This window comes from Bacillota bacterium, from assembly GCA_018333655.1.
In the GTDB taxonomy this organism is placed as follows: Bacteria; Bacillota; UBA994; order UBA994; family UBA994; genus BS524.
Genome location: JAGXTJ010000025.1, coordinates 1 through 23,456 on the forward strand (window position 1 = coordinate 1; position 23,456 = coordinate 23,456).

Here is a 23,456-nt window from a genome sequence, read left to right on the forward strand (position 1 = left end):
GGGCTAGGATTCTTATCGAAGTTAAATACCGTGAAAGCTACGACCTCGACCGTTCACAGGCCATAGTAAAACACGCCTCTGAGGCCTCACGTGCCTTAGTCATTACGAAAAAGGATGACGACTATGGGCCAGTGGCCAGCGCTCCAGACAAGATCTATCGCATCCCTGCATATGCGTTTCTTTATCTACTGGGGCATGCAGAGAAAGCCACCTTTTTACGAACAAGCTCACCGCAGATCGCGCCCGAGTAGTTGTCGTGAGACATAGGGGACAGTTAGCCAGTGAATGTGTCTTGATTCCATGAAACCCGCACCCCTGAAAACGCCCGTGACAGCAATGGCACGTTGAGCCCGAATAGAATGGATCGCCCCACGCGGTGCAAAAGAAGCAACGACGACCATTCCTCTACCGTGAAGAGCAGAAGCCCAGAAAGGACTAACGCTACAAACACATGCAAATGTATACTCCTTTTCCCTAGCCAATAGTGCGAAAGAGCCCCACTACAAATAAGGCCAAGGATTGAAGGACCGCTGATCAGTAACCAGTCCATACTTCACCCTCCACACGTGTTGTTGATGCAACCATTCGAAAGTCGCTAACGAGAATAGGCTTGGCAACACCCACACAACGAGCAAAGCAACTGTCACATGAAGGTTCAGCGGCCTGCGCCAAAGGAAGTAAAACGAAAACAGCGCTGCTACTACCCCTACACCAATCGGTGGTAACGCTATGCCCGCTGGTGGCAACAACTCAAGAATCTGGTTCATTCCGCTTCCTCCCTGCTACGAAATTGTGTAGGCCAGTTATCTGTCCAATACCCACTTCTACAATATGTGCGACTTGAACTCCAATACGCGGTCACGGCACGCCATCATTAAACTGGCACGTACCTTAGTAGCGCCCAGATTACACCCACGACAGCCATGATAACCAGTGCTGTAAAATCAGGCTTGGTAGGATTAAGGCTTGTTATGCGCAGTATTAAGAAGATGTTCAAGTAATGAAGAAACATCCTAATCCAAACATGATAAGCCAGTAACAACTCTGGCACCCCCAAAACCAGGTAAGACACCGTGAGGCCCGTCACTACCAAGACGTTAAAGTGGCTTTCTTTCTTTGAGAACACTACTTGTTGCAAGAGAAAGGCCACGAAAAGAGGTATTACATAAGGCAACACTGCATTCATACTGCATCAGCCTCCCTAGTGTGTTCCGTGGGGCAGCTATACGACCACACGCATACTGTGCAATAACTTCGCGCTGGAACCCAACATGCTTGCAAATCTGCAAACCGACAAGTTATTAGGAAAATTATAGCATCCCCCCTGATATCAATCATTTTTTGTGAATTTTCACGCAAAACTACGACAGAAGGCCTTTGCGCCACGACGACTGTAGAGGAAGGGCAAAGCTTGCTAGCAACAAAGAAAAAAGAAATAGCTGGACCAGTGCCACAAGCTACCCGTCCTGGTCGCTACTGAACGGCAAATGTTCGTGCCTCGTGATAGTTCCTCCTTCTAGGTGCAAAAAGGCATCGGCAATTTTTGCGACATCTTCATCGTGAGTTATGAGAATTCTAGTCTTTCTGGAAAGCACGTGCTTGAAGGCGTGTATTACTATTTGACGTGCATGCGTATCTAAATGCGTGGTTGCTTCATCGAAAATCAAAACGTCGGGATTCTTTAACAAGCAGCGCGCAATGGAAATTGCTTGCCTTTGGCCACCCGATAGGTTTTTGCCACCTTCTGTAATTTGCATGTCACCTAGTAGGCCTTTGAACAGCTCGGTGCATCCACTTAGGTCTAACACGCTTTCTACCTCTTCCTTGGAGGCACTGGGCCTTGACATTTTAACATTATCCCACAAACTCCCTGTAAAGATCGTCACGCTTTGCGAGACTATCCCCACCCTTTGCCGTAAGGAACTGAGATTATAATCCCGCAATTCAGTGCCATCAAAAAAAATCCCGCCTTGGTATTGCGAATAGAACCCGAGCATTAATCTTACGATGGTTGATTTTCCTGCCCCGTTCTTACCGAGGAGCGCCACACACTCGCCGGGGGCAATTTCGAAGCTGCATGATTGAAGAACAGGTTCTTTCCCTGATTCATAAGCGAAGGATACGTCGGCAAATGAAATGTCCCCTATCAGTGCACTTACGACCTTATTTCCACCAAACTCGCTTTCTGTTGCCCCGTCGAAAAGTGGTGCTAAGCGTTTGAAGGCGGCAATCGCAGGTCGTGTAACCATTAATAATGAACTAAAGGCGAGCGCGGGCAGGGTTAATTGACTTATATACGCAACAAGTGCCAAGTAGTCACCCACTGTTAGCCGCTCTCTGACAATGAATATACCGCTGAGAATGGTGACAAGCACAGTGAGTAAGTAAGCTAGAAACTCCACAGTCCCCGTTCCGACCCCTACACCGAGAGATTGCCGGATTTCTTGGCCGGCAATCCCCGCAAAATGCTTCGTTGACTCCTCCGCCTTACGACTTTCTGCAGTGGATTGCTTAATCTCAGCTATGCCGGAAATAGTCTCTTGCACGGACCCTTGTGCGTGTGCGCCAAGTTCCATCAACTGCCCTGTAGTCTCCTCAGGTGAAGGGCCACCTTTTTCGCTAGAAAAAAGAAAGCAACCATAAAGGGAAGGGCGATTACGGCAACCTCAACACTGATTCGGAGTATTAGCAGCAAAGCCCCTACCCCTTGAATAAGGCCACTAACGAACGTGAAGAGTACCGGCGAAACGAGCCCTCCTAGTTGGCTAACTTGGTCTAATTGCTTGACTAAGTATCCACTTTGGTGCTTATCGAAAAACTCAAGCTGCATTTGCAGTAGGCGCTCCATCGCCTGGCGTTTTAGATGCATGATGAAATGGCTGCCAGCAATGCTCGACAAAACTGTGTCTGCGATGCGTAGAGCCGAGCCTAAGAGGTACGCCCCGGCTGCTAAAAGCCCATAGAGCACAATCGCACCCTCGTCTCCGGTGTCCACACCGCGGTCAAACATGAGCTTTGTAAGGTAAGGTGGAAGGAGTGCAATGCCCCCCCCAAGAAATACGGTAAGTCCGGCGAGTAAGAACAGCAATTGAACCCGCTTAAATGCGTATCGCAGGTACCCCAATCTCGACCACAGCCTCATGGGCATTCCTCCTTTGCTAGGGCGCAGAGATGTTTACCGTACAAGTTTGCAGTCAAATGCTGTTCCACCGCAGCACGATGCGGCTTGCTTAACTAGTTCCTTGTTTCTCTCTTGCTTTTCTCTGTGTACTCTGTGGTTAACAAACGTTTCTTCTTCGCGTCGATGATTGGCGATCATTTCGCGAAAGCGGGGACTTTTCACACAGTCTGACGGTTCTTGCTAGACATCTATCCTCACTCTGCATACAAGTCTGGAATGAGGCGCAGGGTCGCAGCCATTGCCTCTTCTCGGGTTGTAGCATTGAGGACAACTAGGGGAGATTGGGAAAGACGTATACTGCCTTCCCCCTTAGCAATCGCAATTAGAGCCTCTCGAAAAAACCCCTTAGTGTAAATTACTCCGAAAGGAAGCACGTCATAAACTTCTATAACAGAACCTGGAGGAATCGATGACACCTGCATGCTTTCATAGAACAACAATTCCCTGCGCACACCCCCAAATCGCCTGTTTTCAGGGAACGCAGGCCACAAGCGCAGAGGAGGGAAAACTAATGGACTATTGGTTTCGGGATGCCCTGTAATTTCAATTGTTCCTCTGAAGCCATGCCAGTCTACAAGAAAATTGAAGCTGTACCACCCGCGCATTCTAACTATTCGCTCTTCAACATGTGACGCATCAGCTACTACGATTTCAAGAGCATATGTATCGATGTTTATCGGAATTGGCACGATAGCAAACAACACCGCGAGTAATGCGATGACACAGAGAGCCGCTTTGATTAGTCGCTGTAATTTGCCGCTCATCTTGCCGTCAGTTGCAGAACTAAAGAATGAAGATTTAATCGTTCGGTATAGAGGATCCACCACTCATTGCTCGAATTGTGCCGTCTGATCAGCTCATTGAATAGAGCGGCATTCCCGCTCCACTTCGGTGTTCGAGTTTGAACCTGCGGACTACTTGCATAAATCACATCAGTCAACTCTATGCGCGTACCACTGACTCGAGTTGGATGGGTCAACTCCAGATGTGAACGTCCGTTGAACATTTCTAAACTAGCCCCTCCGACAAAGGCATTGACAGACTCCCTGTTGCGTCTATCCTCTATGAGAATAAGTCTATCGACAAGATTTCCCGTGACTCTATGTCTGATGCCTGTTCTAGGTGTCGTTGTATTTGTTATGCGAATGTTAAAGGGCACATTGATGATGCCACCAAAATTAGCCAAATGACCTAATGCCGTAGCAACACTTGAAACAGGGCCACCAATTACATCCACAAAAAGGGATGCGCTTGCTGACGCAAGTTGGCTCCAATTCATGATTGTATTGGTGTGAGTGAACCAGTGTGTCTCAAAATTAAACGCTACATCGTGATAGCGAAACTCGAATTCCCCATGTCGTGCGAAGAGCCAACCATAGCGGTCCGTATTTGTTGTGTTAGCTGGCGCAAAAAAGGTGACGAAGCGAACAGAATTATTGTCTGCGAGTAATTCGTGTAGTCGTGCAAATGCAGGCAGATACAGTGGATCGTCTGTCAAACTTAGCACTTGAGCATAGTCAAGCTGCCGTATCCCTGCTTGACTCATTTTCTGCTGGGCTTCGCTAGAAATATCGTTCTCATGGAAAAGTCGCGAATCCTCGGATTGCAGATCGTAGATTTCGCAAAGGAGATTGTTAATAGTTTCCCATGTGAATTCATTAGAGCTCTCAACTTCTGCAACAAAGAAGGGCATGTTTTGAATACGCGCTAAATCCAACGCCTCTGAAGTTGACGGCGGCTGTGTTAAGTCGTGGGGTCGCGCCACTGCCGTGCTACCTAGCGCAATCATCAATGCCGTACATAGCACGATATTGACAGATGTCTTTAGTAATTTACGCATTTTAATTCCTCCTTGTAGTCATTATGCTTACTCAGATTGGGCTACCACCAATAGTCCCTCTTTGTCCCTTGGCGTGCTCTTGTTCTGGTCGGCTACGAAATATTGCGGAAAGTGTTGCGTTGGTAAGAAGCAGGGTGAGCATAGGCGAAAGGAAGGCACTCCTTGCAGACGTTAGGCCCACACCCATGCACACATGATCCCTAGTGGTGTGCTTGGCATCACCCCACTGGGGACGCTGCTTCACAGCGACAGTCTCATTCGCAGCCGTAGTCTTCATGCCAGTACCGAAGTGATTGTTTAGTTGCCAGTTATTACAAACGCGGTTGATTCCCTCGAGCTCGGCCAGTTCGCCATCGAAAAACAGCTCTCGATCTCCGATATTGTCATCGAGACAGCTTACCTTTTTTGGTAAGCTCAGAACCTTTCTTGCCCATAACGCACCTCTTATTTTCCTCGGGGCGCGCGGGGCAGAGCCCATGACGAATCTCACTCCCATCACAACGTCCGTCAATGCGGCTCAGGCCACGCTTACCGGCAGTCCCCGGTCAGTTTACGCCGTCTTGTTTTTTGCAATAGGAATTTCCCCAGTTTTGCAAAGTTTTTTCCCCAGGCACCGGTGGGGAATTTCTTAGTCGGGTTGGCGCATGAGAGAGTTGCGCATCCGCCAGCTTGGCCCGTCAAAGATAAGTAGGTAGCTGTGGTGGATTAGTCTGTCCATGAGGGCCGCAGTCATCTGTTCGTCATAGAATACGTTAACCCAGCGACTAAATTCTAGGTTAGTCGTGATGATGACGCTCCGGCGTTCATAACAGTCAGCTATGACTTGAAAGAGCAATTGCGCTCCTTCGCGTTCTAGAGGAACGTATCCCCACTCATCACAAATGAGAAGGTCAGCTTTGTTTAGCTGTTTGAGAAAAGCGGAGAGCTCACCACCTTTTTTAGCTTCTGTAAGCCTGTTGACGAGTGCGGCTGTCCTGAAGAAGCGAGCCTCAAGGCCTCTGTTGCAGGCTTCTACCCCGAGGGCCGTAGCCAGATGGCTTTTCCCAGTGCCCACATTCCCGTAGAGTATAAGATTGCGTTTGTCTGCTACGAAGGATAGGTCCTTAAGGTGATGTGGTTCTAAGCCAGATGGCAACTTGATGTCGTTAAATCGGTAATCAGCAAGGGTTTTTATGTTGTAGAACCCGGCACCTTTAAGGAGTCTGTTTCGGCGGGTTAGCTCTCTGTATTCCATTTCGAGCCTGAGTATTTTTAAGAGAAACTCTTCGTGGGTGGGGGCAGAAACAAGAGCACTGTTTTCTACAAGGCTTGCTCCGAGCTTGAGGGCTTTGCAGCAGGCGACCAACTCTTCTCTCAACATACCCCACGTCCTTTCAGAAAGGCCTTGTCGTATAGAGTAGCGTCAAAGGAGAAAGCGTTTACATCAGACACTCCTTGGGGAAGCTTGCAGGGTTCTAGGTTCGGGATAATATTGTGAAGATGACTATGTAACGCCCGTAAGCTGTCGCTATCTAAGACGTCATGTTTTATGGCCAAGGAGACCGCGCTCACAGCTTGCTCGAAGCTGCTGCTTTCGCATAGTCTAGCTATTGTTCGTAACACCATCCCTCGCTCACTTAGCGAGCGTTTCTCCACGTAGTCTTTGAGCGGGTCAGGCAGCATGGCATAGATCCCAGAATACTTTAGCGCTCTAGGGCTACGCGAGAGCTGAACTAAGTATGGCAACCAGTGCATGCTCTCTTGTTTGGATCCGTAGAGTCGCTCATGCCGCACTATCTCCCGCCCTTTCTCGTCAAACGGAACCACTTCATGAGCGCTTATCTTAACACGTACTGCGGCATTGGCAAACTTAGGCGCTGTTGAATAAGTGTACTTGCCCTCGAGGCATAATTTGCCGTAGGTATTGACTTTTATTGCGAGGTATTTGCAGGCTTCATAAGGAACCGAGGGGAGATTTAAGAGGGCAGCTTGGTCACCTTTAAACAACGCACCAATTGAGGCCTCTTTGCGGTAATGTTCCCGGCGCATGTCCTCATCGCAACGATTAAGAAGCGCTTGGTTAAACTCCTGCAGACTTCTTATCTCGGGAACTGGCACCAAGAGATTGCGCCGGTGGTAGCCTACCTTTCCTTCTACGCGATCCGACTACATATGTTTCATGTCAGTGCGAGTGATGATGCCCCAGGCTCTAACGACTGCGCTGTGTTTGGGTACTGGAACTCGATCGATGGGAATTGTTTTCGGGTCGGTGCGGGCCAGATTGGCCGGATAGGGTCGCGGCAATTTGGAGAGATAAAAAGCGAACAGGGTCTCGGATTGATCTCTGCATGAGCATTAACGCTTAGCGTCAACACTAATACCAACACAATCAATAGCAATTTTTTCAAGGTTCTACCTCCTTTTACTGACACATCGTAGTATAATGATACCAGCAACAGGTTCAGTGACACTACCCCAACATTGTGACAATTGTCACTGGAGGAGGTCAGGGGATGTTAGGCGAACGCATCAAGTCCGCGCGCCTTGAAAAGGGTCTGAGCCAGGAGGAACTGGCTCAGGGGTTGTTATCCCGTTCGTACATATGCGAACTTGAGCGCAACAAACGTAGGCCCTCACTTGCGACTATTGGGGCCTTAGCGGAGCGCCTAGGAAAGCCGCTAGATTATTTTCTCGAAAACGAGCAGCAGGCGGTTGAGGCGAGAGCTAGTATCCGAATCGATCAAGCTTACAGCCTAGTTGGGATAGGGGACATGGCAGGCGCTCGTAAGGCCCTCCGCGAAGTGCAATTAGTTCACAAGCAATTATCTGTAGCTTTGAGGGCGCGATATCATGACCTATACTCTTGGCTAGAACAAGAAGATGGCCATGCCTTCAGCGCTGTTAATCATGCGCTGTTGGCGGAGTCACTATATGAGGAGTTAAACTTGCCGCTAAAACAGTGGTACTCTTTACACGGAGGCGCGCACGCTTCATACTTGGCTAACCTAAACGCACAAGCCGTTGAGCTTGGCCAGCGAGCGTTGGCCATAATATCTCGTCTGCCCGAGCAGGAGCGTGAGAAGCGGCTAACCTTAAACCTCCTAGGCAACGCTTACTTGGGCCTAGGCAAGGCAAAGTTAGCTGAAGAGCACTACAACGCCGCCCTTGCTTGTCGGGACGAGAATGATCTGGATACCATAATTAGGCTTTACCACGGCAAGTCTATCTGCGCCGAAGAACAGGGCAATTTGGCTGAATCCTTGCTTTGGGCTGAGGAGGCGTCTTTTCTAGCGAAGGATAGGAGAGACAACGAGCTACATGCGCAATGCGAGGTCAGCCGGGGACTTTGTCTTATTCGGGTCAATAGACATGAAGAAGCGACAAGGGTACTTAAGGAACAACTAGCGAAAACCACTGTTTCGCCGAGGCTTGTGGCCCTAGGCTTAACGGATTACCTGCTGACGTTAGCTGACCAAGAAGACTACCCAGAAGAACTTTGCCGGTCGCTTGAAGAGAGGCTACACAAGGTTGTTAGTGAAGTTGATCTAGAAGATGACTATCTCAAACTGAAATGCAGGTGGGCCATCGCCAAAAACACATTGCGCGGGGCAGCCCCGCAAATGATTAGGCCCGTGATAGAAGACTTTGCCGCGAGATTTCAGCGCCTGCTACATCACCGCCACAGTGCTGATGTGCTTGAGTATGGCGCTAAGCTACTCGAGGCACATGGTGACATAGCGGGAGCACTGGCCCTGCTCAAGGCGGCGGTGAGCTTGAAGTAAATTCACCGGTTCACCATACTTGGCACCCCAGGCAGACATTGAGGCATGTGATCCCCTCTGATGACATAAAATCGACAGAGCAAAAAGCGTCGAAACCAGCAGCCTTGAGCATGCCAAGAAGTACGCCAAATGGAAGTCCTGCAAGGCTTCCAACAGAGCACGCTCAAGTGCGTACTCCTTAGATAATGATGTGCCGAAGCCGCAAGGCTGGAGGAGATGTGACTGCTCGTTCAACATAACGCAGAAGGACGGCACACCTATGTCAGTAGTGATGTCAATGATAAACATCCTTTCATTAGTGAGTCTATTGATGTCTTCAGCCAGTGTCTTGAGACGGGAAGGGAGTGACTCGACAGGAACGAGCCGCATTGGTTTGGGTGTATCCCGAAGGAAAGTGCGGATTAAGAACAAGCCTTCAGCATCACGTTCGATGCGTTCATTTATGGCATGAATCGCAGCCTCGGCGAAATCTGTACCGATTGCGGTGCCATTGTTGGTAGAATATCTTAACATGCGAGTGTAGTCGAAGGACTGCATCCCCGTTCCTTTGCCTAAGCCTTGACTGACAAGGAAACCACCGTTGTCATAGCGGATGATGACAATGCCCCATGGCTTGGTCCCTCCCTTTTAAAAACAACAGCACCAATAGTCCCTCATTGTCCCATGGCGTGCTCTTGTTCTGGTCGGCTACGAAATATTGCGGAAGACGTTGCGTTGGTAAGAAGCAGGGTGAGCATGGGCGAAAGGAAGGCACTCCTTGCAGACGCTATTTATTACAAACGCCGTTGATTTTCTCGAGCTCGGCCAGTTCACCATCGAAAAACAGCTCTCGATCTCCGATACTGTCATCGAGACAACTGACTTTTTTGGTAAGCTCAGAACCTTTCTTGCCCATAACGCACCTCCTCTTTCCCTCGGGGGGCAGTCCCCGGTCAATTTACTGTTTTAAAAACCATTATAGATTATTCGGTATCCGCCTCTTCTTCATCCTCCGTTTCGTCTTCATCCTCTCCCTCGTCAGGGTCTAGCTTCACTCTACCATATATTGTAGATTGCGAAACTACTAGCGTCGCTGCCGCAAAAATGCCCACTATACTAATGGTCAAGGGGATCATGCCGTACCTGCTAATGAGTGTTCCCAGGAGTATCCCTAGCGGGGATGCCAACAATACAACAAAGTTCACCACACCTAGTATGCGTCCTCTCTTGTCAGCCGCAACGGATGCAACAAAGTAACTGTAGAAGGGCTGAGTTAATGTGTCAAAGAAGCCGTAAACAATAAAGATTAGAGTCGCAGCAACTGGAGCCTGATACACGAAAGGCAGAAGCGTGAAGACCAGCGCACTTCCTGCAAGGCCTATTTTGGTCAATCGAGATACCCAATGCCCATATTTTAAAACGATACTGGCAGCTAAAAATTCTCCTATATCATTTCCCGAGCTCATGATAGCGACATACACCAACGAAGGCGTTGCCGCTTCGCTCATAATAAAAAAAGGCAATAGGGTCGGGATAAAGGCATAGTCAAGGTTCAGAAAAAACAGTATTCCCATAAAAACGACTATTTTCCTTTCATGGATGATATTGTCTCGAACGAATCCCCACGATGACTGTACTACTGAGGCAATATTTTTGATCGATAGCCCTAGGCGTTCCTTCTTTTTCGTGGACTCTTTCCTTCGTATATTACTTTCGGGCAAGAAAAGTTGGCATATCATGGCGGACAGCAAAAGGACAAAGACGACCACGCCGAAAACTACCGTTTGACTGGCAGATGCAATTAGGGCTGCCGATGCAATTCTACCTGCCACGGCGACAGCATTATTCGACATCAACTCTAAGGCACCTAGCTTAACGTATTCTTGTTTCGTAAGTTTTTCAGCAACTAGAGCTGTAAACGCATCACTATACAAGTCCGAAACCAAATCAATGGCCAAATACACTAGTACTGCCACTACTAGGAATTCGCCTATCATAATCCATGTGGATGCAAGGACTGCACAAGCAACAAGACTGACCACGATAGTCTTTTTCTTTTGGAACCTGTCGACAAGGACGCCTATTATTAGAGATGAAAATGCATTCAAGACAAATGATGCACCTATAATGGTAGCTACGCTACCAAAACCACCGCCACCTTCACCTAAAGCGAGCCATAGTATATTGAGGCCGAACAGCTGCAAGGCGAACAATGTCAATGCCCCAATGCCGATGGAAAGAATGACCATTCTTTTTGCTTTAATCATTTCCCCGTGTTCTCCAAGAAAAACTTTATGTTTGCTTTCTGCAACTGGCATTGTGAATAGGAATGGTGATTGTTAGAAATAAACGACTGATCGGCCCTGCAACTACCCCCACAGATATACCTAATTTTGCACTTCGCGCAACGCGGCAAATTATCTACTAAATCACTGCATATTGCCTTGTCTCGATTCCGTTTAATTCTATCTATACTGTCATTGTCAAGCAAATTACATATTACCTGCTTGTCGTCATCAAGCATTTTAAGACAAGGATACACGTCGGCATTTGGCGTGAGGACAAAGTCAGTAATGCCTGCACCACAATGAGTTATCGGAAAACCTGTCTCTTGGAGCTTCATCTGCTCAGAGGACTTTACGCAATCAAACACATTAGCGGCGCTATATCCCAATGACAAGAGATAGTGGTACAGGGCTAGCAAGTGTTCTATTTTGGGACGCAACTCGTCCTTAACTTTTTTAACGACGAAAAAACCAAAGTTAATTTCTCTACTGTTGAAAAAATCCACAAAACATTTCGCATGTGCAATATTGTTGGCAGTGAGCGTATTCATGACCGAAAACTCAGCCCCAATCGCTTCTAACCTGGAGATAGTGTTCATAACGCGAGCAAAGTTTCCTTCTCCACGAGTCTGAGCATTTGTCTCTTCGTTGTAGCCGTCAAGTGAAATCTGTATTTCGATGTCGAGTTCATCAATAAGACAAAGCAAATCGTCACTTATTGCTATACCATTAGTTAGTATAGATATAGATTGCAGGCCGACACTGTGCAGCCTTTGTATTATTTTACGCAGATCTGGATGATTAAAGGGCTCTCCGCCAACTAAGACAATATTCCGTACGCTTAACTCAACAAGCCTGTCTGTAATTTGCCTGTTCATCGATAAGGTCACAAATTTACCATCCTTAGGTGCATAACAGTAAGGACATGACAATCCGCAAACGTGGGTTAAGTTGTAGTATATCGTCTGAATGTAGTCGATGCTTTTGATATACTCAAGGTATTCCCTGTATGATTTGAACATGACTCCTTGTTCTTTCAGGTTCGTTTTTACATCCGATTTAGAAAATCCCACAGAATAGCGCCTGTTAAATACATCCATTCCAGCCACACTACCATCTTTTCTCGTGACGAAAATCACACTATTTACACCTCGCATCTATTGTTACAAAGCTGTTGGGCGAGAAACCCCTGAAAGAGAAGTAGACCCCACAACTCCCCGCAATGGAATTGCCCTTAAAGTAGGGGGGTCTGCTTTCCGGATGTTTACTGGCTCTACAAGTGCAAACATCCACGCCTACTACGCCATCCGTTTACTTCTTTTTCTTTTTTTTGCTCTTCTTTGCTGCATCGCAACCAAACACGTGAACCATTATGTCACCTCCTCTCACCTACGACACATCCTATCTTGGCAACAAACACCAAGTCAAAACTATCATCCCCCCACCCCCCCCCGAATGTCAAGGATATTTATATTGCATTTTTCTGAATCGCTAGCTTATCAGTGGAATTTGCAGCTATCGTCCTTCAGCAATTTTCACCTCCTATTCCATGCATGTTTCGCAACATAACCATATCAGAAGTTCGTGCAGTGACACTACCCTAACATTGTGACAATTGTCACTGGAGGAAGGCAGCTATGCAACCAAACGTATCTAGGGAGCGGGTTTAACTACGAGGCCACAATTATGTCCCCCCGAAACCCAAGGAGTTTTTCAGGGCGGCACGTATAGGCATCTGCCGCGCGCCTTCTGCTACCTCGCCTAGGTCACAGTCGGGATCATGGTGCTCGAGATTAATGGTGGGATGAACTACGCCCTCATAGATACTCTTCACTGTGGCGACAAACTCGACTGTCCAAAAGGGACTGTTCTTCTTGTATTTTTGCTGAGCGTGAGGCACATGAATCCTCTACAGGCGCGACTAGTAGCAGACCCGGCTGACTTTCAGTGGAGTAGCTACAGCGAGTACACGATGGAAGCAGCTCACCTTAGTGAAGCACAGAAGGAGTTTTTGCTAAGGCTGCTCGGTGCAGGTGCGCGCGGATTCACCGAGTTTCATCGCCAAAGCGACCTCACACATCGAGACACCAGGGGTTCGATTCTCTATACAGGAGACTTTCGCCTGCATGGCGGGCATGCCCCTCGGGCCAAGCCCTGCCCTAGCACTTGCAGTATACCTGCGACACCATCGCCCTCAAAGTATTAGTTCCACTGCACAGCTTTTACCCCGGGCGACTACAGACCAACCATGGCCGGCAGCTACTGCCAGAACTCGACATCTGCTACCGCGTAGAGAATGGAGACCTCCTGCCTCTATAGGATTGCCTCATGACGGAAGCAAGCGGCAATCGCATGTTTAAGGGCTACCCGTCCATGACGGGTAGCCCTTAGTCTTACTTTGCGACAATTTCCCCTGTTTATTGTAAGTATAGTAGAACACATGTAGTTGTGCGAGACATAGGGGACTGACCCCTGGATCACAGAGTCCCCGGGCAAAAGCCCATTAACGAAATCGCACCGGAATTCGCACCCCGTCCTCAAGGGGCATGGTCCCATCCTTCGCGTTCCAGCTGAGGGCCACAATGTACCCGTGGCCGCTTGTTGGGAGCGTGGCAGAAAAATCGAGCAGAGTGGGCTGCAGTATCACGTTGTAATGGCCATGTTCCCATAACCAATACTCAGCTAGGGGTCGCCCTTGTTCGTCCAAGACAACTAAGATGCGGCCATGGTAATGGTTTGTAGCGTGCCAGACCCTGAGTGTTCTTGGTAAGACCACAGGCTCCGTCGGATCCAGCACCAAGAACAAGCCACCTATATCTAGAAGGTGTTTTTCCTGCAGTAGCTCTAGTGCGTTCTGCCTAAGAGCGTGCCTCGACCCAGTCACATCGAGAGCTACGCATAGAGGCAGTTCTGCCGCGCGACTCAGCGACCTTTGCTCTACGGTCAATCGGTAAGCCTTCATGGCAGCATCCTCTTCGCGTAATGTCCTGTCGTCAAAGGGTTTAGGCGGCATTACTTCAAGTCCTGTACCGTCACGCCAAATGCTGAAGCGACGTGAACCTTGCGGCTGTAAAGCCGGTGCTGCAGTAAAGTGAAGGATGCGCTCATCCGATGCCCAAATTTCGGAATGCGGTGAGATGACTAGACCCTTTACCCCCTGCAGTGATTGTTGCACCTCTCGTGGGGTCACCGTAAATAGTGGGTCGAGAACGCCGCGTTGGTAGACATAGATGGCAGTGGCACCGCTTTCGCCTTTGGCAGTTACCGCCACGTAGTTTCCCCGGCGCGACCAAGCAAGGCTCGCGTGACGCCCCTGATGTGCTCTAAAGAAGGATACTTCTCCTGCATCCCCGATATAGCCCACGACAGTAATGGCTGGCGCATCTGGCGCCGTCGTCAGCACAAAGCCTTGCCAACGCGCTCCAAATTGCGTGACGGAGTCGCCCTGCGGAAGACCATCGCTATACACTGTAACACTTGCCGTCGCATACTGGTTCTCACACCAAAGGGCGAGACCAAATTTATGGTCTGCGAAAGCACCAAACTTGTTGTCCGTAATCTCATTCCACTTGTCCCGCAGCGTATTGACAAGACGCGTGCCGGACGCTAGGGACCTGCCTGACTGGATGTCTAACAGCTCCGACTGGCCTTGTTCCCAGTTGTACAGATAGATGCGCGGGTAGTCGATAGCGGCATCCGTCCAGTTGATGTCGAGGATGTTCTGGTGTAGCGAGAGGGGCGCTCCGTGCAATTTCAGTGCCGCTGCCTGTGCCCGCGAGATACTTGCGCGTTCGCCTCTTACCACATCGACCACTTCGTCCACCGGAGTAGTCGGCTGAGGTGCAACAACTTCTGGCGCTCTAACACCATCGTCCGCAATTTTCCGTGCACAGCCAACCATGCCTAGCAGCAAAACCAATAACCCAAGCGCGGCGGCAAGTCTAATGCTAGAGGACATATTAACCCTCCTTTAGTCTATAGGCGCCTTTCACAAGGAAACTGATGCCTTGCTAACCAAAAGCACGGCCACGGCAATGAGAACAGTCTTTCTCCCTTTTGTCATAACAGCGCCTTCTTCCTCTTAACTCTTTGTCGCCCTATACAGCGTATTCTTACCCTTACCCACCGCCACGAGGTACCCTGCAGCGGATATGATTCAGCTTGCTGGGCAACACCTAGAGATTTATGACTACCCGCAATATTCCGATTTGGCAATATAACCTGAAAAGCACCTTCAGTAGCCTTTAGTACAGGTTGGCGGGTGCTATAACGGTAGCTCGAGACGATTTTGGCCACGCCAGTTCCGTAGGCCTCTATAAGTCTCAAACTATAGAAAAGGCTATCTAGCCTTTCATTGCGCGTTTGCGACACACCCAGCGGCACATCCTCAAGTGACAGCCCTGGCGCAACCACCCAACGACACAAACTCCAGTCTATCCTCGTAAATGTTAATAAGTGTCCTGCCGCTAAAGGCATACTCACAATGGACCAAGGCATTTAGAAGTGCCTCGCGGATTACCTCAGGGGGATAGTCTCTTTTATCAATGCGCAGAAGACCTGCGAAGGTAGCATTGGTCTTGTTAAAGATGTCGATATAGGCATAGGCCTCATGCAGCTGGTGGGGCAAAGAACCGGCAAACAGTCTGCGGTCCCTAAAGACACTCTTATCCAGGCCCTCGAAACAGGCCACCTCAAGGCTGTGCATACAATACTCTGACAACAGCAGGCCGAGATTGATATACAACCCGTCGCCTGTGTCAGTCATGATGTCAGAGATGAACACACTCCCGTTCACGACTCTATTGATCTCATCCGCCAGTGTCTTGTGATGGAAAAGAGAGACTTGACAGGGAAGCGCAACCTCGGCGAAACAGGCATTCATCCTTATTCTGTATGCAATGTTGGAATGAGGCGTGCCGTCACAGCCAAAGCCTCTTCTCTCGTTTTCGCCCCAATAACAATGAGGGGAGCGTGAGAAAGCCTTATACTGCCTTTCTCGTTAGCAATGGCAATTAGAGACTCTCGAAAAAAACTCTTAGTGTAAATTACTCCGAAAGGTAGTCGGTCATAAACTTCTACAACAGTACCCGGAGGGATTGTAGGTATCTGCATGCTTTCATAGAACAATAACTCACTGCGCACAGCCCCAAATCGCCTGTTTTCAAAGGACGCAGGCGACAAGCGCAGAGGGGGAGAAGCTAATGGGCTATTAGTTTCGGGATGCCCGGCCATTTCGATTGTTCCTCTAAAACCATGCCAGTTTGCAAGAAAATTGAAATTGTACCACCCTTGTATTCTCACTGTTCTCTCTGCCATGTGAGACGCATCAGCCATGACGATTTCAAGAGCATAGGTCTCGATGTTTATCGGAATCGGCACGAGAGCAAGCAGCACAGTGAAGACTACGAATACACAGAGAGAGGCGATGATTAGTCGCTGTAATTTGCCGCTCATCTTGCCGTCAAGTGGCGCCGCGCCACCGCCGTGCTACCTAGCGCAATCATTAATGCCGTAGCTCGCACGATGCGGACTGATGTCTTACGCAATTTACGCATTTCAACTCCTCCTTGTAGTCAATGTGCTACTCAGATTTGGCTAATGGCGGTGCCCCACAAGAGCCACCTCTCTCGTTATGAGTTGGCGGGCATCTACAACAAAAACAAGAGCAACATTTTCAAGATTATACCTTCGCCTGTTGATTGGCCGTAGAATAATGATACCAGTATCAAATTCAATTTCGACACCTACTTGGATTCGAGCCGCAAGGGAATGGACACAAAGTCCTGTATATCTCCCTCGACAGGAGAATATGCATAAACAGCTAGAACCAAGCCCGCGCCGTCCGTTACGTGTGCGGGCACTTCTACTTCAAAGGTAAAATACAACCAAAACGTTGCTCCTACTAGATGCTCCTCTGTTAGCACAGGGTTTCTGGTAAAACCAGGAGCAGTGTGTCCAGCCATTATACTTCCTCCATCCAAAGAATTTCGATTAACCTCACCCAGCCCATAGAAAATGGTAGCTTCAAAGGTAGTAGCCACTCCAGATACAGTGAATCTACGCCCCACCGCCTCACTCGGCGCGGGAGCGAAGAGCTTAACTGACCGTGACTGAGCGACAATATCCGGAAGATAATGAATGCCGACAATAGATTTGATAAAAATTTCTTCATCGGCGTCGGTGATGGGCACAAACCTAACCGGCAATCCCGTTGCCTTGATGTATACCACATCATAAAGGGCAGCGGGAGATAATTGGTCCGCTGAAGCAGGCTTGGTGAAGGCAGCTCTTACCACTACTTCTTCTGTCATAACAAGCACATCAACTATTTGCACCAGACGCTCGAACGGCTTAGGGCCGTCTCTGCCACTTAATCCGCTTCTAACAAAAAGATATTGCTTGTCGCCAAATTCCTTGGTATTAGCAAAATCAGTCATGTCAAATTTTAGTGAATTATTAACCCAGTTCCTGACCTCCTCTGGGGCTTTGGCTGTCGCGTGCACTTCAACCGGCCAAAAGTCCACCTTTCTTCCAGTGACAATCTCTATCCACATTGGCTCGGCGTAGATTTGTAGCCTGTCGGCCAAGCCATTATCCACGCTAAGCTCTGCCCAGGTTACTACCTTGTATCTGCCCGGCCGGTCTAAGGCGAAGGCATAGTGTTCGATCCACGACGCACTAAAGTCAGGCACGCCGGGATTAAGGGTCATTCCTACCGGACTGCCCGGCTGCGGTTCCGGGATCTTTGATATAACAACCCGATTCTGCTCATCGTAAATCCTAAAAAAAAGCAAAGAATCAACGCCCCATACAGCAAGCGGTTCATCGCCCAAATTGTACAGACTTTTACCTAACCAGATTCTCTCGCCAGGATGATAGTGGGCCTTGAGTAGCTGCGTAACCGCTTTTAACTCAGCCGCTTCAACCGCAGTTTCTTTTTGCTCATTCGAAACTGCAGCCGGCACAGTGCGCTGTACTAATGCGATCCCGGCAAGGGTGACTAGCGTCAATAGCGCAAGAAACAAGACAGCCGAAAGCGGCACCGTGTTTCTCATCTTTGTTGCCTCCTCAGGGAAGATTTGCTTCTACTGCCAAGGGGTCTTTTCTTGCTGCCGACATGACTTGACACTATATGAAGAGTACCTCATACAATTTACAACCTTGAGGCTACCAGACTAAACTGAGCACAGAAACACGCATCCCCTTAAGCCAAATTAGCACTTTCGCAGTCTAGGGCATCTTGTGCATTGCCTATCTTATCCATATCTGTATCACAAGTCTGCGCTTGCGATAGTTACAACCTTCATGGCAAGGTCCTTTTTCCTACTCAATCTTCCAAACCCGAAACAATGCGGAAGACAGCTAGGCCGCCCACCGATGAAAGCGTGATGCAAGTGACCAGAATACCTAGAAGAAGACTAGTGTGCACAAGGTGATGAAACTCAACCGGCACCAAATGACGGAACAACGACACCCAAATCACGACAATTATAAAGCTAGCGATGACACCAGACAGCACGACTTCAACGTAAGAGAACAGGCCAATGTCTGCATCTGTCATTCCAAAGAGCCGCATGGCATTAATCTCCTTTTTGGCTTCGAACAGAGAAATAGCAAGCATGTTGATCTGGAGAAGCACGGTGGCTACGAGGACTAGGAGACTCATAATCAACACTACCTGGTCTATGAACGGTTTCACAGGCGGCCCCGAGTGAGCGTCTTGCAACATTGTTATGCCGCCGAAGTCTCTAATCTTTTGTTCCACAATGCCTGCTAGACCCTGCTCGGCAGAGTCTCGAAGAAAAACATATGCACGGTTAAACCTAGCATCCTCTCGGGCTTGCACGTAGATGAACAGCTGACTGCTATGCGGGCCAAAAGGGATGGGCATAGAAACACCATCCCTCAACACCCCTATAACCTCGTAGCTAACGTCGCTGTCGGTATAGATAGTACTGCCTAAAGATAATCCGATACCCGCCCAGTATGTTCAGTTATGAGTACCTCCCCGTCTGCTTGCGGCAAGGTGCCGTTTCGCAAAAAACGTGCGGGGTCGGGAACCACTTGATCCAAGGCTACAGCCAATACAGCGGCGGAGCCATGCCTAGTCCACACCCTCTTTTGATGTGTCATCCATAATCTATCTATTTCGCCAAGACCTAATAGGTTGCCAGAAAGGGCTGCAGGAAATGAAGCCCCGTGGTAGGCCAGTATGTCGCCTGAGAGCATGGCACGAGTTGTAATGGCAAAAGCCGTCTCACCTAGCCCCGCAACCATCACCCGGTAGTACCCGAAAATAGTTGTAGCGATAGCTAGAGCTAGGGCAACTAATAGCACCCGCTTCCAAGCACGCGAAGCAACTCGCAAGGCCAGTGCACCCATTACATGGCCTCCAGTCTACCGTTGACAAGGCGATATCCAGCGTCTGTATGATCTAAAAACGCCATGTTATGCGTGACCAAAAGGATCGTGGTCTTAAATTGGGCGGGAAGGCTGGCTAGCAGTGCAATGACGTCTTCTGCGTTTTTCTGGTCGAGATTACCGGTCGGTTCATCGGCCAACACAACCTTAGGTCGTGTGACCAATGCTCTAGCTAATGCCACCCGCTGCTGCTCACCTCCCGACAGCTGGCGCGGGAAATGAAAGCTTCTTTCCTTTAGACCAAGTTGCTCAAGTTTGTCATGAGCAGCTTTACGTGCCGCTTGGGAGGGTACTTTTGCCGCCAACAGGGGCAACATTACGTTCTCTACGGCAGTCAATCGTGTTAGCAGGCGGAAGTCCTGAAAAACATAGCCGAGCTCCTTACGTCTCATCTCCAGTATCTCATCTGTAGTTGCCTTAATCATATCTCTGCCGCAGACCGAGACTGAACCTGCGTCTGCCCTAACTAATCCGGCCAATATGTGTAGCAGTGTGGACTTGCCTGAGCCAGAAGGATCGACAAGCCCGATAAACTTGCCGCTTTCAACGTCAAGATTAGTATCAACCAGTATTTCTACTGGCCTGGAATTTAGTATGTATTTCTTGCGCAAACCCCGCACAGATACGACATATTCCTTACTCATTCTTCAACACCTCCTGGCACTGTGCATGTTTAGGTATTAAAATGTACGACATTGCACCCGCTGCAAACAGAACGACTGGAATAACCACCAAGAAGCGTTCGAGCCTAAGCCCCGCTACTCCTGCCATACCCCCTGTAAGGGCTGCAATCAGGCATGGAATCGCTACGCCCAGCAAGAGCCCCAAGGCAGTAATCACCAACACCTCAAAGAGAGTGGTCCCCAAGAGCTCCCTGCGTCGAAACCCCAGAACCATTAACTGGACATACAGCTGTTTGGCTGAACTAGAATTAGACTGAGGACACTCGTAATCATAATGGTGGCAACTACAAAGACGACATACATTAGCCTATCTGCATGACGCTCGAGCCCTTCGATGTCTGCAGACATCCCAGAGACCACATCACTGGCACTCACGGCGTAGAACCCCGCCTTGGAGTCTTCAATTCCCTCTGTCAGCGAAGTGATATTAGCTTCAGTGACCAGCGGTAGATAGACTGTCAGCGCGTTGATGTATGAAGTTTCAGCCAAACGCTGCAGATCTGCTAGGGGCATGATGAGAACGTTCCTACCTCCGAAAGGCTCGCTCACGATGGCCACCACTCTTACCACGGAGTACTGCCCCCGCTCAAAATCAAGATAGTCGATGCCTTCAACCACTTCAGACCATCCGGCAAAGTTCATGGCCCCGCCGGACTCTACTATCTTAGGGACAAAGATACGGAGCACATCACCTACTCTGAGGTTAACAGTCGGATTGTTCACAGCTACAGGGATATGCTCTTCACTAATCCTGCCCCCTTCCGAAAGGTCCGGCAATGTTCCGTTCCTAACGCTTGGTAGAACCCTGCTTTGAGCCATCTCTCTACCCGAGAGGCCTATGTTTAGCTTTTGCCCTCTCCACTCGCCCCACGAGCCGAACCCTAACCGTTGGTTCACAACATGCCCTCTTAGAACTGGCGGCATGTCTTCTTGTTGGAACAGCATAAAAGACCATCTGGCCACAATCCCTTGAGTTGTTTGGGTGAATTCTGGCCGCTTCGTGCTACGCAGGACAGTAATCTGTCCGCCCTCCCACCGAACCAATGGGTCATAAGCGAGATTAAGAAAGGCCACTTTCGCAGCATGGGCCCCTGCCACCAACAAAACTGCTAGCACAATAGTGATTAGGAATGAAATGTACTTCTTCCAGTCCTCACGAAGAGAATTTTGCAGTATCAGGCTTAACGCGCTCATATCGTGAGCAGCCTCCCTACTTTGTTGTCTACTATTACATTAGACGTTTTCATTACCTTAGCGGTAAGAGTTCTAATCCGTCGATGGCGCTTTGGATTCTTGTTCTGTCCCCAGCAGTCCACAAATCCCAACTGAGTGCCTCATCGATCCTGCGGACATTCTCGATAATAATCCCGAGCCTTCGATCTAACTCGGGGTCAACTCCCGGCCCTTCATAATAGGCCACGATAGAATGTCTAGCGACAGCATCCAAGTAGCTGACATACCCAGCAACAGCAGACATACCTTGTCTTTGCAATTCATCAACTAGCCAGTTGCCGGCTGCTCTGGCTGCCATAATACTCATACCCGCGAGCCGAACATTCTTGATGTGTTCCCCAGAACTAGACGAGGCCGCCAGCGAGAAATGGGCATTGGAGTTGTGCACAATACCTGCCCACTGCTGCCCAACTCGGATTAACCGCTCGCGGTCAGTTGCCTTACGCTCTTCTCTGCGGGAAAACATAACTCCGCCGATAGCAGCGAGTACCAGAGCAATTACTACCGCGCGCTTTACCCATACCAGTCTGGATTACACCTCCCCCACCCACGATACATCCTATCTTGGAAACAGACACCAAGTCAAAGCTATTATCCCACGTCCACTCCGCGAGTTTCAAGTACATTTATGTTACATTTTTCTGAATCGCTAGCTTATTAGTTTTCTTTTTAACTATATTCCTTTAGGCATTTTTACACTCCTACTCCATGCATGTTTTACAACACAAACCTATCAAAAGTTCGTTCAGTGACACTACCCTAATATTGTGACAATTGTCGCTGGGGCAGTCAGGGATGTCAGGCAAACGCCTCTAGGCATGAAAGACAAGACTGGCACCGTAGGAAGACGGTGCCAGTCTTGGGTTCAGACAGATAGGCCTTTTTGCCGCAAAACTTCCGATTAGACCCTTTTATAACCGTCAGACTGTGCGAGAATGCGTGTTTTAGTAGCCTTCACTACTCTTAGAATGCGTGTTTTAGGCCCCCTCACTGGCCAACAAGTGCAATCTGGCAACAGTTTTCGCCTTGCCAAAATAGAGACAAAGAAGAAGAGCAGCAAGTCTCTTCATCAATTCCTTCTGACCGAGGATATTTTGTACACGCTTTAGGTTGTAAGCGAAGAACAGCAACGCAACTTCGCCCCGCACCTTCTTTATGGTGCGGAGCAGGAAGTAGTAGCCATTCATAGAGCGCTTAATTGTCCCTAAAGGGTGCTCTACGATTGTTTGCCGCCGCCTGTAGAGCTCTAAGTTCTCCGCCAAGCGCTTGTCAGTTGCAGTGAAGATCCTCTGGTAATGGCTAATGCTAAGTCGCTTAAATTCACCGGTAGTGCACTTGGCCCTTTCGGGGCATTGTTCGCAAGCCTTTTTGTTCTGGTATACTCGGCTCTCCTTTGTGCCGGTGCGTTTTAGTACTTGGCCAAGCGGGCAAATGTAGCAATCCTTGCCCTCGACGTAGGTGAATTTGTCGGCGTTGTATTCCTTATCTGGAGCTTCCCGGCCTACCTTTTGCCTAGCAACTATCGTTACGATTTTGTTCTTTTTGCAGCGCAGAAGGTCTTCGCCATTGTAGTATCCCTTGTCTGCCAGTACGGTGAAGGATCTCTTTATCTTTAGTCTCTTCTTAACTCTCTTACTCATTACGCTAAGCTGCCCATGGTCAGACGGATTGTTGGTCACATTAACCTCTACCGCCAGACAATGCTTGGCATCCACCGCGCTTTGCACGTTGTAGCACACGTCTACGCCACCGCGATTGTTGCCCATAAGGCGAGAATCGGGGTCAACTTTAGATATCTCGTTCTCTCCGGTGCTCTCCAGCAGACTAAGGTAGGCCTCATACTCTTCCTTACGCTTCTTGAGTGAAGCGAGAGCTTCCTCGACGTTCACTCGCTGTGCGGTGGCCTCTTCAGCGTTGTCATTCTTCTCAAGCTCTGCGACGAATAGGGTGATCTTTTCATCGATTTTAGCGATGCGGGCTACCAACTTTTTCTTGCTAAAATTTAGTTTCTTGTTGTTCGACGCCTTGATCTTAGTTCCGTCAATGGCAAAAACCTCTTTGCCGAGTAACCCC

The 23,456-nt window shown here is 49.0% G+C and carries 25 protein-coding genes and 1 pseudogene; 4 read left to right on the forward strand and 22 right to left on the reverse strand.

Features of this window, described 5'->3' with window-relative positions:
* Positions 1–251: AAA family ATPase (locus KGZ92_05715; GenBank protein MBS3888785.1), on the forward strand; the 251-nt coding region annotated here is incomplete at its 5' end.
* A 249-nt stretch (positions 252–500) separates the two neighbouring features.
* On the opposite strand, the gene KGZ92_05720 is transcribed toward KGZ92_05715, so the two are convergent.
* The 8 genes from KGZ92_05720 to KGZ92_05755 form a co-directional block, all read right to left on the reverse strand.
* Positions 501–767 (reverse strand): hypothetical protein, encoded by a 267-nt coding sequence (locus tag KGZ92_05720; protein ID MBS3888786.1) that lies wholly within the window; start codon positions 765–767, stop codon positions 501–503.
* 107 nt (positions 768–874) lie between these two features.
* Complete coding sequence (locus tag KGZ92_05725) at positions 875–1,186, reverse strand: hypothetical protein (protein ID MBS3888787.1); 312 nt, start codon at positions 1,184–1,186, stop codon at positions 875–877.
* Positions 1,187–1,457: 271 nt separating this feature from the next.
* Positions 1,458–2,579 carry an ABC transporter ATP-binding protein gene (locus KGZ92_05730; GenBank protein MBS3888788.1) on the reverse strand — a complete coding sequence of 374 codons (1,122 nt, stop codon included), beginning with the start codon at positions 2,577–2,579 and terminating at the stop codon, positions 1,458–1,460.
* On the reverse strand, positions 2,576–3,142 hold the full coding sequence (locus KGZ92_05735) for a hypothetical protein (protein ID MBS3888789.1): 567 nt from the start codon (positions 3,140–3,142) through the stop codon (positions 2,576–2,578). The genes KGZ92_05730 and KGZ92_05735 overlap by 4 nt, the downstream gene beginning before the upstream one ends.
* Before the next feature lie 233 nt (positions 3,143–3,375).
* Complete coding sequence (locus tag KGZ92_05740) at positions 3,376–3,870, reverse strand: hypothetical protein (protein ID MBS3888790.1); 495 nt, start codon at positions 3,868–3,870, stop codon at positions 3,376–3,378.
* A gap of 71 nt (positions 3,871–3,941) precedes the next feature.
* Positions 3,942–5,021 (reverse strand): hypothetical protein, encoded by a 1,080-nt coding sequence (locus KGZ92_05745; GenBank protein MBS3888791.1) that lies wholly within the window; start codon positions 5,019–5,021, stop codon positions 3,942–3,944.
* A 628-nt stretch (positions 5,022–5,649) separates the two neighbouring features.
* Positions 5,650–6,381, reverse strand: coding sequence for an IS21-like element helper ATPase IstB (gene istB, locus KGZ92_05750; GenBank protein ID MBS3888792.1), 732 nt, complete (start codon positions 6,379–6,381; stop codon positions 5,650–5,652).
* Positions 6,375–7,118, reverse strand: a complete 744-nt coding sequence (locus tag KGZ92_05755) for a hypothetical protein (protein MBS3888793.1) — start codon at positions 7,116–7,118, stop codon at positions 6,375–6,377. The genes istB and KGZ92_05755 overlap by 7 nt, the downstream gene beginning before the upstream one ends.
* 395 nt (positions 7,119–7,513) lie before the next feature.
* On the opposite strand from KGZ92_05755, the gene KGZ92_05760 reads away from it, so the two are divergent.
* Positions 7,514–8,782, forward strand: a complete 1,269-nt coding sequence (locus tag KGZ92_05760; GenBank protein MBS3888794.1) for a helix-turn-helix transcriptional regulator — start codon at positions 7,514–7,516, stop codon at positions 8,780–8,782.
* Here KGZ92_05760 and KGZ92_05765 read toward each other — a convergent pair.
* The gene (locus KGZ92_05765; protein ID MBS3888795.1) at positions 8,714–9,319 is read right to left on the reverse strand and encodes a YcaO-like family protein; all 606 of its coding nucleotides are present in this window, start codon (positions 9,317–9,319) and stop codon (positions 8,714–8,716) included. The two genes, KGZ92_05760 and KGZ92_05765, sit on opposite strands and share 69 nt — an antisense overlap.
* A 220-nt stretch (positions 9,320–9,539) precedes the next feature.
* Here KGZ92_05765 and KGZ92_05770 point away from each other — a divergent pair, with 220 nt between their 5' ends.
* Positions 9,540–9,731, forward strand: a complete 192-nt coding sequence (locus KGZ92_05770) for a hypothetical protein (GenBank protein ID MBS3888796.1) — start codon at positions 9,540–9,542, stop codon at positions 9,729–9,731.
* Positions 9,732–9,744: 13 nt separating this feature from the next.
* On the opposite strand, the gene KGZ92_05775 is transcribed toward KGZ92_05770, so the two are convergent.
* The 3 genes from KGZ92_05775 to KGZ92_05785 all read right to left on the reverse strand — a co-directional run bounded on the left by KGZ92_05775 (position 9,745) and on the right by KGZ92_05785 (position 12,946).
* On the reverse strand, positions 9,745–11,028 hold the full coding sequence (locus KGZ92_05775; GenBank protein MBS3888797.1) for an MFS transporter: 1,284 nt from the start codon (positions 11,026–11,028) through the stop codon (positions 9,745–9,747).
* Entirely contained in the window at positions 11,025–12,185 is a 1,161-nt protein-coding gene (locus tag KGZ92_05780) for a radical SAM protein (protein MBS3888798.1), read from the reverse strand. Before KGZ92_05780 ends, KGZ92_05775 begins: the two co-directional genes overlap by 4 nt.
* 545 nt (positions 12,186–12,730) lie before the next feature.
* On the reverse strand, positions 12,731–12,946 hold the full coding sequence (locus KGZ92_05785) for a hypothetical protein (GenBank protein MBS3888799.1): 216 nt from the start codon (positions 12,944–12,946) through the stop codon (positions 12,731–12,733).
* Between KGZ92_05785 and KGZ92_05790 the strand changes: the two genes are divergently transcribed.
* The gene (locus KGZ92_05790) at positions 12,947–13,252 is read left to right on the forward strand and encodes a hypothetical protein (GenBank protein MBS3888800.1); all 306 of its coding nucleotides are present in this window, start codon (positions 12,947–12,949) and stop codon (positions 13,250–13,252) included.
* Positions 13,253–13,549: 297 nt separating this feature from the next.
* Here KGZ92_05790 and KGZ92_05795 read toward each other — a convergent pair whose 3' ends face one another.
* The 10 genes and pseudogenes from KGZ92_05795 to KGZ92_05840 all read right to left on the reverse strand — a co-directional run.
* Positions 13,550–15,004 (reverse strand): hypothetical protein, encoded by a 1,455-nt coding sequence (locus tag KGZ92_05795; protein ID MBS3888801.1) that lies wholly within the window; start codon positions 15,002–15,004, stop codon positions 13,550–13,552.
* 101 nt (positions 15,005–15,105) lie between these two features.
* Positions 15,106–15,928: pseudogene (locus KGZ92_05800) on the reverse strand (hypothetical protein).
* Positions 15,929–15,930: 2 nt separating this feature from the next.
* On the reverse strand, positions 15,931–16,500 hold the full coding sequence (locus KGZ92_05805) for a hypothetical protein (protein ID MBS3888802.1): 570 nt from the start codon (positions 16,498–16,500) through the stop codon (positions 15,931–15,933).
* 290 nt (positions 16,501–16,790) lie between these two features.
* Positions 16,791–18,101, reverse strand: coding sequence for a hypothetical protein (locus KGZ92_05810; GenBank protein MBS3888803.1), 1,311 nt, complete (start codon positions 18,099–18,101; stop codon positions 16,791–16,793).
* A gap of 272 nt (positions 18,102–18,373) precedes the next feature.
* A complete protein-coding gene (locus KGZ92_05815; protein ID MBS3888804.1) occupies positions 18,374–18,958 on the reverse strand; it encodes a hypothetical protein in 585 nt (194 codons plus the stop codon).
* Between the two features lie 47 nt (positions 18,959–19,005).
* The gene (locus tag KGZ92_05820) at positions 19,006–19,428 is read right to left on the reverse strand and encodes a hypothetical protein (protein ID MBS3888805.1); all 423 of its coding nucleotides are present in this window, start codon (positions 19,426–19,428) and stop codon (positions 19,006–19,008) included.
* Positions 19,428–20,111 (reverse strand): ABC transporter ATP-binding protein, encoded by a 684-nt coding sequence (locus KGZ92_05825; protein MBS3888806.1) that lies wholly within the window; start codon positions 20,109–20,111, stop codon positions 19,428–19,430. The genes KGZ92_05820 and KGZ92_05825 overlap by 1 nt, the downstream gene beginning before the upstream one ends.
* Before the next feature lie 252 nt (positions 20,112–20,363).
* Complete coding sequence (locus KGZ92_05830; GenBank protein ID MBS3888807.1) at positions 20,364–21,344, reverse strand: hypothetical protein; 981 nt, start codon at positions 21,342–21,344, stop codon at positions 20,364–20,366.
* A gap of 52 nt (positions 21,345–21,396) precedes the next feature.
* Complete coding sequence (locus KGZ92_05835) at positions 21,397–21,849, reverse strand: hypothetical protein (protein MBS3888808.1); 453 nt, start codon at positions 21,847–21,849, stop codon at positions 21,397–21,399.
* Between the two features lie 511 nt (positions 21,850–22,360).
* The coding region (locus KGZ92_05840) for a transposase (GenBank protein MBS3888809.1) at positions 22,361–23,456 on the reverse strand (1,096 nt) is incomplete at its 5' end.

Excerpts from the sequence above, each read along its gene's own strand:
- KGZ92_05720 (MBS3888786.1), bottom strand. The coding sequence starts at position 767 with ATGAACCAGATTCTTGAGTTGTTGCCACCAGCGGGCATAGCGTTACCA.
- KGZ92_05725 (MBS3888787.1), bottom strand. The coding sequence starts at position 1,186 with ATGAATGCAGTGTTGCCTTATGTAATACCTCTTTTCGTGGCCTTTCTC.
- KGZ92_05735 (MBS3888789.1), bottom strand. The coding sequence starts at position 3,142 with ATGAGGCTGTGGTCGAGATTGGGGTACCTGCGATACGCATTTAAGCGG.
- KGZ92_05745 (MBS3888791.1), bottom strand. The coding sequence starts at position 5,021 with ATGCGTAAATTACTAAAGACATCTGTCAATATCGTGCTATGTACGGCA.
- istB (MBS3888792.1), bottom strand. The coding sequence starts at position 6,381 with ATGTTGAGAGAAGAGTTGGTCGCCTGCTGCAAAGCCCTCAAGCTCGGA.
- KGZ92_05760 (MBS3888794.1), top strand. The coding sequence starts at position 7,514 with ATGTTAGGCGAACGCATCAAGTCCGCGCGCCTTGAAAAGGGTCTGAGC.
- KGZ92_05765 (MBS3888795.1), bottom strand. The coding sequence starts at position 9,319 with ATGCAGTCCTTCGACTACACTCGCATGTTAAGATATTCTACCAACAAT.
- KGZ92_05775 (MBS3888797.1), bottom strand. The coding sequence starts at position 11,028 with ATGATTAAAGCAAAAAGAATGGTCATTCTTTCCATCGGCATTGGGGCA.
- KGZ92_05790 (MBS3888800.1), top strand. The coding sequence starts at position 12,947 with ATGAATCCTCTACAGGCGCGACTAGTAGCAGACCCGGCTGACTTTCAG.
- KGZ92_05795 (MBS3888801.1), bottom strand. The coding sequence starts at position 15,004 with ATGTCCTCTAGCATTAGACTTGCCGCCGCGCTTGGGTTATTGGTTTTG.
- KGZ92_05805 (MBS3888802.1), bottom strand. The coding sequence starts at position 16,500 with ATGAGCGGCAAATTACAGCGACTAATCATCGCCTCTCTCTGTGTATTC.
- KGZ92_05810 (MBS3888803.1), bottom strand. The coding sequence starts at position 18,101 with ATGAGAAACACGGTGCCGCTTTCGGCTGTCTTGTTTCTTGCGCTATTG.
- KGZ92_05820 (MBS3888805.1), bottom strand. The coding sequence starts at position 19,428 with ATGGGTGCACTGGCCTTGCGAGTTGCTTCGCGTGCTTGGAAGCGGGTG.
- KGZ92_05825 (MBS3888806.1), bottom strand. The coding sequence starts at position 20,111 with ATGAGTAAGGAATATGTCGTATCTGTGCGGGGTTTGCGCAAGAAATAC.
- KGZ92_05830 (MBS3888807.1), bottom strand. The coding sequence starts at position 21,344 with ATGAGCGCGTTAAGCCTGATACTGCAAAATTCTCTTCGTGAGGACTGG.
- KGZ92_05835 (MBS3888808.1), bottom strand. The coding sequence starts at position 21,849 with ATGTTTTCCCGCAGAGAAGAGCGTAAGGCAACTGACCGCGAGCGGTTA.